The 12,392-nt window shown below is 48.5% G+C and carries 12 protein-coding genes; 7 read left to right on the top strand and 5 right to left on the bottom strand.

The features are described 5' to 3' along the window. Window positions 1–3: 3 nt before the first annotated feature. Complete coding sequence (locus tag METLU_RS0105845) at window positions 4–291, top strand: hypothetical protein (RefSeq protein ID WP_027157420.1); 288 nt, start codon at window positions 4–6, stop codon at window positions 289–291. A gap of 34 nt (window positions 292–325) precedes the next feature. Here the strand turns inward: METLU_RS0105845 and METLU_RS0105850 are convergent, their stop codons facing one another. From METLU_RS0105850 to METLU_RS0105870, 5 genes are all read right to left on the bottom strand, one after another. Then, window positions 326–754: a YcgN family cysteine cluster protein gene (locus METLU_RS0105850; protein ID WP_027157421.1), complete on the bottom strand. Its 429-nt coding sequence runs from the start codon at window positions 752–754 to the stop codon at window positions 326–328. Further along, complete coding sequence (locus METLU_RS0105855; protein WP_331271260.1) at window positions 751–1,770, bottom strand: M14 family metallopeptidase; 1,020 nt, start codon at window positions 1,768–1,770, stop codon at window positions 751–753. Before METLU_RS0105855 ends, METLU_RS0105850 begins: the two co-directional genes overlap by 4 nt. Further along, the gene (locus METLU_RS0105860) at window positions 1,767–3,203 is read right to left on the bottom strand and encodes a glutamate--cysteine ligase family protein (protein ID WP_027157423.1); all 1,437 of its coding nucleotides are present in this window, start codon (window positions 3,201–3,203) and stop codon (window positions 1,767–1,769) included. The genes METLU_RS0105855 and METLU_RS0105860 overlap by 4 nt, the downstream gene beginning before the upstream one ends. An 89-nt stretch (window positions 3,204–3,292) precedes the next feature. Next, window positions 3,293–4,135 (bottom strand): PHP domain-containing protein, encoded by an 843-nt coding sequence (locus tag METLU_RS0105865; protein ID WP_027157424.1) that lies wholly within the window; start codon window positions 4,133–4,135, stop codon window positions 3,293–3,295. A gap of 2 nt (window positions 4,136–4,137) precedes the next feature. Then, window positions 4,138–5,973 carry an ABC transporter ATP-binding protein gene (locus METLU_RS0105870; RefSeq protein ID WP_231383554.1) on the bottom strand — a complete coding sequence of 612 codons (1,836 nt, stop codon included), beginning with the start codon at window positions 5,971–5,973 and terminating at the stop codon, window positions 4,138–4,140. A gap of 50 nt (window positions 5,974–6,023) precedes the next feature. On the opposite strand from METLU_RS0105870, the gene METLU_RS0105875 reads away from it, so the two are divergent. The 6 genes from METLU_RS0105875 to METLU_RS24580 all read left to right on the top strand — a co-directional run bounded on the left by METLU_RS0105875 (window position 6,024) and on the right by METLU_RS24580 (window position 12,388). Further along, window positions 6,024–7,931, top strand: coding sequence for a transglycosylase SLT domain-containing protein (locus tag METLU_RS0105875; RefSeq protein ID WP_231383555.1), 1,908 nt, complete (start codon window positions 6,024–6,026; stop codon window positions 7,929–7,931). An 83-nt stretch (window positions 7,932–8,014) separates the two neighbouring features. After that, the gene (fabA, locus tag METLU_RS0105880; protein WP_027157427.1) at window positions 8,015–8,530 is read left to right on the top strand and encodes a 3-hydroxyacyl-[acyl-carrier-protein] dehydratase FabA; all 516 of its coding nucleotides are present in this window, start codon (window positions 8,015–8,017) and stop codon (window positions 8,528–8,530) included. 11 nt (window positions 8,531–8,541) lie between these two features. Beyond that, entirely contained in the window at window positions 8,542–9,762 is a 1,221-nt protein-coding gene (gene fabB, locus METLU_RS0105885; RefSeq protein ID WP_027157428.1) for a beta-ketoacyl-ACP synthase I, read from the top strand. 73 nt (window positions 9,763–9,835) lie between these two features. Further along, window positions 9,836–10,696 (top strand): tRNA 2-thiocytidine(32) synthetase TtcA, encoded by an 861-nt coding sequence (gene ttcA, locus METLU_RS0105890; protein ID WP_027157429.1) that lies wholly within the window; start codon window positions 9,836–9,838, stop codon window positions 10,694–10,696. 5 nt (window positions 10,697–10,701) lie between these two features. Continuing rightward, window positions 10,702–11,430, top strand: coding sequence for an SAM hydrolase/SAM-dependent halogenase family protein (locus METLU_RS0105895; RefSeq protein WP_196806506.1), 729 nt, complete (start codon window positions 10,702–10,704; stop codon window positions 11,428–11,430). 34 nt (window positions 11,431–11,464) lie between these two features. Further along, window positions 11,465–12,388, top strand: coding sequence for a hydantoinase/oxoprolinase N-terminal domain-containing protein (locus METLU_RS24580; RefSeq protein ID WP_051299793.1), 924 nt, complete (start codon window positions 11,465–11,467; stop codon window positions 12,386–12,388). Window positions 12,389–12,392: the final 4 nt, after the last annotated feature.

The following is a 12,392-nucleotide window of genomic DNA, read 5'->3' on the forward strand; positions in this document are numbered from 1 at the left end:
GATATGGCTGAAACTGTAGATGAATTGACTGTAACGTATGAAGATGGCGGAATCGAGACGGTCAAAGAGCTGGACAAAAAAGTACTGACCAAAGGAGCCTGGGCTACGGTCATGTTCCGTTACCAGGATTGGGACCGAGCTAAAGGTGAATATGGCCCTGATAAATATACCATCCGCCGTTACCAGAAACGTAACGGTGAATACCAGCAAAAGTCAAAATTCAATATTTCCAGCAAGGAACAGGCGAAAAGCATTATCGCGGCGCTGGAAGAGTGGATGGAAAAAGAATAGTCTCAGGGTGGTTGGTTGGCAGGTGGATTGAAAATTAATCCAGCCACTCGATAATATGATCTTCGAGGTCATCAATCTCCGATTCCTTCATCGCATAACTGTTGATTGAAACCCCCGCTTCCTGCACGCTTTCGGCATTTCCCGAGATCAACGGATGCCATGCAGGAAGTTCTTTTCCATCGGTAAGCAGGCGATAGGCGCAGGTTGACGGCAACCAGTTATACTCGGCAAAGTCGTGCTGTTTTAAATCGATGCATTCAGGCACCACGGTGCAGCGCTCGGCATAGCGTGTGCACCGGCAGGTTTCCAGGTCGATCAGGTCACAAGCGACGCTGGTGAAATAGATGTCGCCGGTATCTTCGTCTTCCAGCTTGTTCAGACAGCATTTGCCGCAGTTATCGCATAATGACTCCCATTCTTCGGTTGTCATTTCAGTCAGTTTTTTGGTTTTCCAAAAGCTCATAAATGTATTCTTTCCATTAAGTAACACAGGCAGTCCTGCCTGATAACATGTTCGTCCAGCGTCAGCATGGAAGGCATAGTGTGATTTTTGTTTGTCAGTAACTCGCCGTTCTGAATAGAGAAACAAGTATCGGTGATATCATTTCCGTATTCATCCTGAGCGATGAGCGGTATCAGCGAGTTGAATCGGGACGTGCCCCAGACGGTGCCGGCTGGAATCTCGGTAAAATTCATGCGTTCAAGGTCTTCATTCAGCAACAGATCGGCATCGGCTTGATTAAAGCTGAAGCTGACTTTTTCATGCACCTTGACTTGGGCAACCGTATGAAAAAGGTCAAGATCCTGAGGCTGAACCTGATGCGGCGGCAATGCCGTAAGGTGTAGGCAGCTGTTCAGATATTCCAGCACATGCTCGACGCCATAGTGCTGGCCGGGGCGGCCGCATTCCAGGGTAACAGCCGGGCATATTTGCGCGAATGCGGCTGATTGTACGCCTTTAGGTCGGATAAAGTAGACAATCATCCGGCCAAATAAAGAAGCCAGTTGCAGAAACTGGTTGTCCAGCCTGTTGATACAGGCATAATGAGGGTTCATACCGGTATTATTATGTACGTCGATGCTGGCAAAAACACGGCGTTTTTTCATAATGGAAACAATTTCTTTTGCCATTTCGGTTTCCGCGCAATCGGGCAGTTCAGTGCCGGGCCAGATGCGATTGTAATCAGGTTGATTATCGAGCTTACGCATGTTTTTTCTGGCGGCGCTGACATTGCCGAAGAAAATGGACAATGAGCGTGGCAATGGCTGGCTTTGATATTTTTTAAGCAATAATTGCAGCGAGAAAAGCCCTGTCGATTCATTGCCGTGCAGCAATATCGATACAAACACAGGCTCTGCATGTCGACCCGCTAAATGGATCAGGGTCGGTTCAGGCAATATTTTGTGCAGGTTTTCCGGAGTGGCCTCCAGTAGGCCATCGGGCAAGTAATCTATTTGATTAAGGCTCAATGTTTTCACGTCGTTGCCCAAGTGCTGACAGGATTGCCAGTATTTTGATTTTTAAGATAGTTTCGCGTCATTTCCGTGAAATCATGATCGTGTTCGTAGATATATTGGCGCTGCCATTGAGAGCCATTTTGTTTATGGGTGATACGTTGCCGGATAACATCCAGGTAAGTGTCGATGTCAGTACGGCAAACGCCTAAAGACTCTAAACCTGACATCGCTCTGGACAAGAGTTCCATTTGGAATAAATGCGGCAGGCGCTGTTTATTACCGTCGAACCAGATAATATGGCTGTCCAGGCCGAAACGCGCAGCCTGATAAAAATTATCCTTGGCCTGGGCAAACGGCAGCGGCCAACCTTTGGCCATGATCTCATCGCAGATGTTCTGAGTAAGGCCGTAGTAAAATGCCGCATTGGCGATCGAATCGATCACGCTAGGGCCGGCTGCGGGCGCTCTGTGTTCTACCCGGATATGGGGCGTGCCATCGTCATCGAAACCAACTAATGGCCTGTTCCAGCGCCAGATAGTGCCGTTATGCAGCCGCAGATGCGCGAAGGCTTCGAGAGCGGCGTTTTGTTCGACAGGCAACAATACCGGAAAGTGATCGAAATTTTCCTGAAAGCATTCGATGATAGAGTGTCTTGCATAGTCTGATCCAAAGCTGACGCGTCTGATCGGACCTTGCGAAGCGCCTGAATAACCGCCGGATTCAACAGCCTGCTCGAACAGGGGAATGCGTGATTCATGCCAGAGTTCTTTGCCGAACAAGAAAGGAGCATTGGCGCATAACGCGACCATTGGGGCTGATGCAATGATCGAAGCGTTATAAAAATGATGCGCAATTCTTAGCGGCAGTTGAATATGCAGTTGAAATGACGTGGTGGCCGATTCCAGCATAACGTCGTCATGGTCGAATTTCAGGTGTTCCGCGCCAGCGATATCTATGTGTATCGGTCTGCCGCGCCGCGCATGCAGCACTTGTTCATTCAAGGCGCGGTATCGGTTCATGTTCGACATGTTGTTCAGATTCAAGTCTGACTGCTTCAATGTTGGCAGGATGCCAATCATAACGACATTGCTGTTTAGGGTTTGCGCGTGCTGATACGCCGCTGACCAAGTGGTCTGTAATTGTTCGTGCAGAAGACTGAAAACATCATTCGTCAGAGGCGTAGGTGTGCTGTTGAATTCTATATTGAACTTGGCAAGTTCCGCCGAAGCCAGCGGATGGTTAAGTGTAGTCAGATAATATTCATTAATCGGCGATGGACGCATGCTTTCATCGACCAGCCAGGCTTCTATTTCAAAACCGGCCACAGGCTGATGAGCGGAGCAGGCATTCTGTTCAATCAACCGGCTGAGCAGGCTCGTCTCTTGTTTGAGTTTCTGATGAAAACGTTCGAAGTCGCTCTTATCAAATTGAATTAAAGAGATTTCTTGGCCCATGATTGCACCAAATTAGCAGAGTTGAGTCCATCATACGGCGGTTCAGAAGCTGACGTCAATGCGCTTGGCAACGGATGCAAACAGTTCTGTTAGCCCCGGACTTCCAGCAGTTCCCATACTGGCTTGATATGAACGGGCAGGGGGGCGAGCCGACCTAATTCAACCCATTGATTTTCTGGATTGTGAAAGTCAGAACCTATCGAGCCAGTCAGTTCAAAACGTGTGGCGTAATCAGCAACCAATCTAATTTCATCAGCATTGATCCTGCTCGTCACTACCTCTATACCTTGGCCGCCTGCTTCCTTAAAGGCCGTCAGTAGTCGTTTCATCCAGTTGGCTGTCAGCTTGTAACGCAGAGGGTGAGCAAGGACGGCAACGCCACCGGATTCGGTAATCCAATTGATCGCCTGCCCCAATTCGGCCCATTGTGTGGATACATAAGCCGGTTTGCCTCGAGCCAGATAGCGATCGAAAGCTTCCTGTTGCGTTGACACATGATGCTGTGACAGCAGGAAGTCGGCAAAATGCGTGCGCGTAATCATGCTGTCGCCAGCCGCTCTCTTGACGGCTTCCAGCGCGCCGGGAATGCGCTTTTTCTCGAGTTTCTCAGCGATTTTTTCGGCGCGCTCCAGGCGAACGGTTTGCAGGGTTTGAGTGGCTTGAGCCAATGGAGCATAATCGGGATCGATCCCCAGGCCGACTATATGGAAACATTTATCATGCCAGTTGGCGGAAAGCTCGATGCCAGGTATCAGTTTAATGCCACTCGCTGCTGCGGCAGTTCGGGCTTCAGTGATCCCGGCTATCGTATCATGATCGGTTAAAGCCAGCGAGGTAACACCTTGCTCATGGGCACGTTTTATTACCTCCGTAGGCGATAATGCACCATCGGAAGCCGTTGAGTGACAGTGCAAATCGTATATTTCAACCATGACTATTGGTAATCTCCATAAAGCTTGGCGTAAAGACCCTTTTGATTAATTAAAGTTTCATGACGACCTTGCTCGCAGATTCTGCCATCTTCAAAGACGTAAACATGGTCGGCTTGTTTTACGGCGCTTAGGCGATGCGCAATAATGATAGTCGTGCGGCCTTTCAAAAAATTCGAGAGGGCCTGATGTAATTTATGTTCCGTTTCGCTATCGAGCGCTGAAGTGGCCTCGTCAAGTATCACGACCTTGGGGTTGGCAACTATCATCCGGGCGATAGCCATACGCTGCCGTTGGCCGCCGGAAAGTCGCATGCCATGACGACCAACTACCGTATCCAGACCTTTTTCCAGTTCGCTGACTGTATCTTTTAACTGCGCGATCGCTAGCGCATGCCATAATTCGGCATCCGTGGCGGATCTGCCCAGCGTAAGGTTGGAGCGGATGGTATCGTTAAACAGAATAGGCTGTTGCAGGACGGTCACGACATTTTCCCGGACGACCTCAAGGCCGATACGGTCAATGGCAACATCGTCAAAATAAATCCGGCCGCCGCTGGGCGGATAGAGACCGATGAGCGTTTGTATCAATGTGGACTTGCCGCCACCGCTGGCGCCGACCAGCGCCACTTTTTCGCCGGCTTTGATTTCCAGGTGTATGCCTTTCAGTATTTGCTCGTCGCCATAACTGAAGTGCAGATTGTCGACGCGTATGGAAACGGTTTTTTTGTTCAGAAACGGATTTTCCAGATGGGGGTAATGGGGCTCCTGCTTCAGTGCGTTCAGGCGGTTGATGCGTCTTAAAGCGGCTTTGGCCGCGTAAAACGCATATTGAATATTCAGTACTTCCTGGACCGGCGCCATCATAAACCACAGGTAGCCGAATACGGCAAGCATCTCGCCTATGCTGAGGTCGGAATAGAAAACCATGAGCATGGCGCAGGCGCGAAACACGTCGAAGCCGAACAGAAATACCAGAAAACTCATTCGGCCGGCCGCATCGCTTTTCCAGGCAAAATTCATTGAGTAATCTTTCACTGAACGGGCGGACTCAATCAGTTGTTGGCAGTAATGCTTCTCGCGATTGCTGGCTCGGATTTGATGAATAGCCTCCAGCGTTTCGGTCAACGATTGCTGAAAAACTTCGTAAGCGGAATTCTCCTTGCCTTTAAGATCTTTAACGCGCGAGCCTACGACACGTGTGAAATAAATCACGACAGGATTTAATAACAGGATAAACAGGCCCAGTTGCCAGTGCATCCATAACAGAATGGCGGCTGTGCCAATGATGGTCAGACCGGCTATCAGCAGTTTGCTGATGGTAGAGCCAATGAACGTATCGATCGTATCCAGGTCGGTTACCAGATGTGTGACTACAGTGCCGGTTCCAAGACTTTCATATTCGGACATGGAAATCGTCTGCAGCCGCCCGATCAGGTTTTTACGGATACGAAAAATGATGTCTTTGGAAATAACAGAGAACTGCCGGGCCTGAATGATGTTAAAAATAATCGCAATAATGCGCAGCAACAGGCTTGTCAGCAAAACAGCCGCAATATAAAGGATAGGCGTATGCCAGTGGGCTGGGGTCAGCGAATTGATGAGTTCAATGGTCATGCCGGGCTTGTTCAGCAGAACCTCGTCGACCAGCAGCGGCATCAACAAAGGCACCGGTACGCTGGCGATAGTCGCCAGAATCGCGATCAGATGCGTATGGATCAGTTGTTTTTTGTGCTCTGAAACGATTTGAAAGATATAATCCCAGCCGTAATATTGCGTAGCCTGTTTTGAGGGATGCTTTGTTTGCACGATAGGGTAGGATGTGTTCTGGAAACTCCTCATTATATCTATCCGACATCTTTAAGAAAATAATTAAAACTGTTGTTGAAAATATGAAGAAGAAATACTGGTACGGAAATTTGTTATTAATGTGTGTGCTGACCTTGCCAGTTACCGTGTCGGGGAATGCGCTGGAACAGCAACGAACTGATTTTCTACAAGCGGAAAAACTGATTGCCCAAGGAGATGACGAGGCATTTTGGGATATCAGTGAGTCTTTAAAAGACTATCCTCTATATTCGTATCTGCAATACCAATGGCTAAAGAATAACTTGCATCAAACAAGCAGGATTCTGGGATTTTTATCGGAATACAAAGATACGCGTTATGCCGGCTTGCTGAGATCTCAATGGCTGAATTATCTGGCGCAGCATGAAAACTGGTATGAATTTCTTCAACATTATCATGCAAGCGGCAACAGTGCGCTGGAATGTCAGTTTTACTGGGCTAAATATAAAACAGGCGATGCGCAACTGGCATTGAATGAGTCAAAGCGCTTGTGGACAGTAGGGAAGTCATTGCCTAAAGATTGTGATGCATTGATATCAGCATTGACCACGTCGCCCTTTTTTACACAGGAGCTGATCTGGCAGCGCTTTGAATTGGCATTAAAAAAAGATAATGTCCAACTGGCGGAGTATCTGAAACGTTTATTAAAGGATCAGGTTACTGCCGATGTTTGGCTGCAAATTCACAAAAAGCCCGCGTTAATCGAAAATAATGCTTTATGGATTAACCCGGACCAACAGGGCGGGCGTATCTTTGCGCATGCTATTGATAGAATGGCCAAAACAGATCCTGAGTTGGCAATTCAAATCTGGGATGACCGGAAGCGTCATTTCGCGATGGATGCGCAAACTGATCAGCGGCTGGAACGAAGACTCGCGCTGGCCCTGGCATTCACTAAGAATAAAAAAGCCTATGAACGCCTGAGTCGATTGGTCAATGTCGATGCGGAAGTCAGGGAATGGAAAGTCAGGGCAGCCTTGCTCGAGCAGAATTGGCAACATATTGCCGATGCGCTGGCAGGGCTGACGGATCAGGAGAGGCTGGAGCCTCGATGGCAGTACTGGCAAGCTCGCTCTTTGGCTAAAACAGGCGATGAGTTGCAGGCGCAGAATATCTACAATCATCTTGCTGAAGACCCGAGCTTTTATGGGTTTCTTGCTGCGGATACGGTTAGTAAGCCTTATCACTTAGCCGACAAACCGATTTTTCTGTCAGGAAATGAACTTGAATCGCTGGCAGAAGAAAGTGATTTTAAAATGGCCCGGGAACTTAATTTTTTGGGTCGCACTCCAGAAGCCCAGCGGCAGTGGTGGTTTGCCGTCAAAAAACTACCCAAAGAGCGGCTGATGACTGCGGCCAAATTGGCTCAGCAGTGGCAATGGGATCAAGTGGCTATTTTTACGCTGGCCAAGGCCGATTACTGGGATGACATGGGGTTACGGTTTCCGGTCAATTATTTAAGTGAAGTCAGCAATAATGCGTATAGACACAATCTTGATCCGGCTGTAATTTTCGGCCTGATTCGCCAAGAGAGTGTGTTTGACAGGTATGCCGAGTCCCCGGTCGGTGCCAGAGGGCTCATGCAGATTATGCCGAAAACGGGGCAGCAAATCGCGCAGGAGCTTCGCGATAAATGGCAATCTGAAGCAAGCCTGTTTGATCCCGACATTAACGTTAAGTATGGTACTTTCTATTATAAGCAATTACTGGACCGGTTTAAGGGCCATTTCGCACTGGCGACCGCAGCTTATAATGCCGGGCCCAGACGGGTAGGGCAATGGTTGCCTAGCGGTGAGACTGTGCCGGCGGATATATGGATAGAGACCATTCCATTCAAGGAAACCCGTAAATATGTATCAGCTGTTCTTTCTTACATCATAATTTATCAGGAGCGCATGCATAGAAAAGCGCTCAAAATAAAGGATTTCATGCTGGATGTGCTACCCGGCTAAAAATTGAGCTGATTTTTTTTAGTGTCTGTTAGATAATGCGCATTTGAAATAAGAATAATTATTAACTTAGGTACATAAATATTATGGAGAAACAGCATAGTTTTACGCGCGAAGAATTGTTGAAGTCCGGTAGAGGGGAGCTATACGGGCCGAAAAATGCGCAATTGCCTCTACCAAATATGCTAATGATGGACCGGATTACCCATATATCGGATGAAGGCGGCGCTTACGGGAAAGGCGAAATTATTGCTGAACTGGATATAACTCCTGATTTATGGTTTTTTGCTTGTCATTTTCAAGGCGATCCTGTGATGCCGGGTTGCTTGGGATTAGATGCCATGTGGCAATTGATAGGATTCTATTTATGCTGGATGGGCGGGCCTGGCAAAGGGCGGGCTTTAGGTGTTGGTGAAGTTAAATTTACTGGACAGGTTTTGCCAACCGCTAAAAAAGTGACTTACCGGGTCAATCTGAAAAGAGTCATAATGAGAAAGTTGGTTATGGGTATCGCTGATGCCACTATGGAAGTTGACGGTAAAGTAATTTACGAAGCTACCGATTTGCGGGTTGGTTTATTTACTTCTACAGAAGATTTCTAGAGGCTATTGTAATGAAAAGAGTCGTGGTAACCGGTTTAGGAATCGTTTCCAGTATCGGGAATAACCGAAAAGAGGTTGTCAATTCCTTAAAAGAAGGACGTTCTGGAATCGTTTTTTCTGATGTTTATAAAGAATTAGGCTTTCGTAGCCATGTTCATGGGCCTATCAATATAGATCAAGACGAATTTATCGACCGTAAAATAAAACGTTTTATGGGCGATGGCGCTGCGTTTAACTATATTGCCATGCAGCAGGCCATTGATGATGCAGGTCTTGCCGAGTCGGATGTGTCAAATGTCAGAACCGGTCTGGTGATGGGATCAGGAGGTCCTTCGACCTCGAATCTTGTGGATGCGGCAGATATTTTGCGCGAAAAAGGCATCAAAAAAGTAGGGCCCTATATGGTAACCCGAACCATGTCCAGCACCAATACGGCCTGCTTAGCAACACCTTATAAAATCAAGGGCGTCAATTACTCCATCAGTTCCGCTTGTGCGACTAGCGCTCACTGTATCGGTCATGCCATGGAACTGATCCAGATGGGCAAGCAGAATATCGTGTTTGCCGGCGGAGGCGAGGAAGTGCACTGGACCATGTCCGTCTTGTTCGATGCAATGGGCGCATTGTCATCCAAATACAATGACACGCCGACGACAGCTTCAAGGCCTTACGATGAGACCCGGGACGGCTTCGTTATTTCCGGCGGCGGCGGTGTACTGGTCATTGAGGAACTGGAACATGCCAAAGCCCGCGGCGCCAAGATATATGCCGAACTGACAGGTTACGGCGCAACATCTGACGGCTATGACATGGTTCAACCTTCTGGCGAAGGGGCTGTGCGTTGTATGCAGCAGGCTTTGGAAACTGTGCATGACAAGATCGATTATATCAATGCGCATGGTACTAGTACGCCGGTTGGCGATACCAAGGAACTGGAAGCCTTGCGTACAGTCTTTGGTGGCGGTAATGTGCCCTGGGTCAGTTCAACGAAATCACTGACAGGCCACGCATTGGGTGCTGCCGGTGTTAATGAGGCCATCTATTCTTTATTGATGATGGAGGAAAACTTCCTGAGCGCTTCAGCTAACATCACTCATCTGGATCCGAATGCGGAAGGTATTCCCATCGTGCGTGAGCGTCAGGACAATGTCACGTTAAATACCATCATGTCGAACAGTTTCGGCTTCGGTGGAACCAACGCAACATTAATCTTCCAGCGTTATAACGGATAACGCGTTCCATATCCGGGGTTCCAAGCGAACCCCGGTCTTTAATTACGTTTTATAAGTCAATACTATTCTGACCATGTCAGATTCAGATAAAAAATCCAGAACCCAATTTAACAAATTACAGAAACGGTTGCGTCATGGCGTAGGCGATGCAATTGCCGACTATAACATGATCGAGAACGGCGATAAGGTCATGGTGTGCTTATCCGGCGGTAAGGATTCCTATACCTTATTGGATATCCTGCTGAATCTGCAGAAAACAGCGCCTGTTGAATTCGAACTGATTGCCGTCAATCTGGATCAGAAACAGCCAGGCTTTCCCGAGCATGTCTTGCCCGAGTATCTTGAATCCATCGGCGTTCCTTACCACATTATCGAGAGAGACACTTACAGCGTCGTCAAGCGCATTATTCCCGAAGGCAGCACAACCTGCGGGCTTTGTTCAAGATTGAGACGCGGCACTTTATACGGTTACGCGGAAGCCAACGGCGTTACCAAAATAGCATTGGGGCACCACCGTGACGATATCCTTGAAACTTTCTTCCTGAATATTTTTTACGGCGGCAAGTTGAAAGCCATGCCACCCAAATTGCTCAGTGACGATAAGAAAAACATCGTGATCAGACCGCTGGCCTATTGCCGCGAGAAAGATATTGAACGATTTGCCGCATTCAAGAAATTCCCGATCATTCCTTGCAATCTGTGCGGCTCACAGGAAAATCTGCAAAGGCAGGCCATGAAAGTCATGCTGAAAGGCTGGGACAAACAGTTTCCGGGCCGATTGGAAACCATCTTTACCAGCCTTCAGAATGTGGCGCCTTCGCAGTTGGCCGATACGCAGTTGTTCGATTTTGCGGGGCTGAAACGTAGCGAGTTTGCTGGGGCGGAAGAACAGATCATTTCATTTAATACCGGGTTAGATGTATTAGCTCAATAAGGGCTATGGCAATAATTGTTCTTTTTACTGACTTCGGCCCGGCCGGGCCTTATACCGGGCAAGTGGAAGCGGTGCTGCGGCAAATGGCGCCTATGCACCCAGTTATTAATCTGCTCAGCAATGCGCCCGTTGCCAATCCCCGTGCAAGTTCCTATCTGTTGGCCGCGTTGCGGCACAGTTTCCCAGGAAACAGTATTTTCTTGGCAGTGATCGATCCCGGCGTTGGCAGTGAACGCAAAGCCGTAGTTTTGCATGCCGACGGACAGTATTTTGTCGGACCCGATAACGGTCTGTTAAACACTGTCGCCGCGCAATCCCGGCAGGTGCAGTGGTTTGAGATTATCTGGCGTCCCGAACAGTATTCGATGAGTTTTCATGGCCGGGATTTATTCGCGCCGATCTCGGCAAGACTGGCCTGCAATACCGCAGACGGTTTATTGAAGCCGTTTACCAGGCATGATCTGGACGCCTGGCCAGAAGATTTGTCTGAAGTGATCTATTTTGATCATTACGGCAATGCAATGACAGGCTTGCGCTATCATGAAGGTCTTGCGGGCAAATCGCTGACGGTTAACGGGATTGTTATGAAGCAGGCCGATACTTTTAGCGCCGTCGCTGAACACCAGGCTTTCTGGTATAGAAATTCCAGTGGACTGGTCGAAATTGCTGTCAATCAAGGCAGTGCACGGCACCAGCTCGATCTTGAAGTGGGTGTTGGCGTTTCTTTCAGCTAGTAACGCATCTGCCGATCCTAACTAACATACATTCATGGCCGAATCCTCAAATCGCTGGCAGTTCTGGATAGACAGGGGCGGGACCTTTACCGATATTGTGGCCCGCACTCCCGAGGGTGCACTTGTCAGCCGAAAACTCTTGTCCGAAAATCCTGAGCGCTATCAGGATGCAGCCTTGCAAGGCATACGCGAGATATTGGGCGTTAAGGATGAGACATTGCCCGGCGAAATAATAGAGGCAGTAAAAATGGGTACGACGGTAGGGACCAATGCCTTGCTGGAGCGACATGGCGAGCCTGCTGCTTTGATCATAACCCGTGGCTTTAAGGATTGTTTGCGCATCGGTTACCAGAATCGTCCTGACATTTTCGCCTTAAATATCCGTTTGCCTGAACAACTCTATCGAAGTGTTTCGGAAATTGATGAGCGGGTTAGCGCCCAGGGCGAGATTCTGGTTCCGCTCGATAAACAACGGGCCAGACAACAGCTGCAGGCCGTTTACGATGCCGGCTTTCGTTCCATAGCCATTGTGCTGATGCATGCCTGGCGGTATCCGGCTCATGAAGAGATATTACGGGATTTGGCCGATGAAATCGGTTTCCCGCAAATATCGGTATCGCATCAGGTCAGCCCCTTGATGAAGATTGTCGGCCGGGGCGACACAACTGTTGTTGATGCCTATTTGTCGCCACTGCTAAGACGCTATGTCAAGCAAGTCGCCAGTGGCATCAATGGCAGTCATCACGCGGCCCGGTTGCTATTCATGCAGTCAAACGGCGGCTTGACCGATGCCTCAAGTTTTCAAGGCAAAGACAGCATTCTCTCAGGACCTGCCGGCGGTATAGTCGGTGCCGTGGCTGTTTCGGCCAAGGCCGGGCTAGGAGTCTGTCGGACTTATCAGCATTTAAATCTCATCAGTTGTAAAATAGTGATGAGTTCAATCATTTTACCGCCATGATTTC

The sequence above is a fragment of the Methylobacter luteus IMV-B-3098 genome (assembly GCF_000427625.1).
GTDB lineage: Bacteria > Pseudomonadota > Gammaproteobacteria > Methylococcales > Methylomonadaceae > Methylobacter > Methylobacter luteus.

Bases quoted from the DNA above. Each gene is read 5' to 3' on its own strand.
- METLU_RS0105845 (WP_027157420.1), top strand. From the start codon at position 4: ATGGCTGAAACTGTAGATGAATTGACTGTAACGTATGAAGATGGCGGA.
- METLU_RS0105850 (WP_027157421.1), bottom strand. From the start codon at position 754: ATGAGCTTTTGGAAAACCAAAAAACTGACTGAAATGACAACCGAAGAA.
- METLU_RS0105860 (WP_027157423.1), bottom strand. From the start codon at position 3,203: ATGGGCCAAGAAATCTCTTTAATTCAATTTGATAAGAGCGACTTCGAA.
- METLU_RS0105865 (WP_027157424.1), bottom strand. From the start codon at position 4,135: ATGGTTGAAATATACGATTTGCACTGTCACTCAACGGCTTCCGATGGT.
- METLU_RS0105870 (WP_231383554.1), bottom strand. From the start codon at position 5,973: ATGAGGAGTTTCCAGAACACATCCTACCCTATCGTGCAAACAAAGCAT.
- METLU_RS0105875 (WP_231383555.1), top strand. From the start codon at position 6,024: ATGAAGAAGAAATACTGGTACGGAAATTTGTTATTAATGTGTGTGCTG.
- fabA (WP_027157427.1), top strand. From the start codon at position 8,015: ATGGAGAAACAGCATAGTTTTACGCGCGAAGAATTGTTGAAGTCCGGT.
- fabB (WP_027157428.1), top strand. From the start codon at position 8,542: ATGAAAAGAGTCGTGGTAACCGGTTTAGGAATCGTTTCCAGTATCGGG.
- ttcA (WP_027157429.1), top strand. From the start codon at position 9,836: ATGTCAGATTCAGATAAAAAATCCAGAACCCAATTTAACAAATTACAG.
- METLU_RS0105895 (WP_196806506.1), top strand. From the start codon at position 10,702: ATGGCAATAATTGTTCTTTTTACTGACTTCGGCCCGGCCGGGCCTTAT.
- METLU_RS24580 (WP_051299793.1), top strand. From the start codon at position 11,465: ATGGCCGAATCCTCAAATCGCTGGCAGTTCTGGATAGACAGGGGCGGG.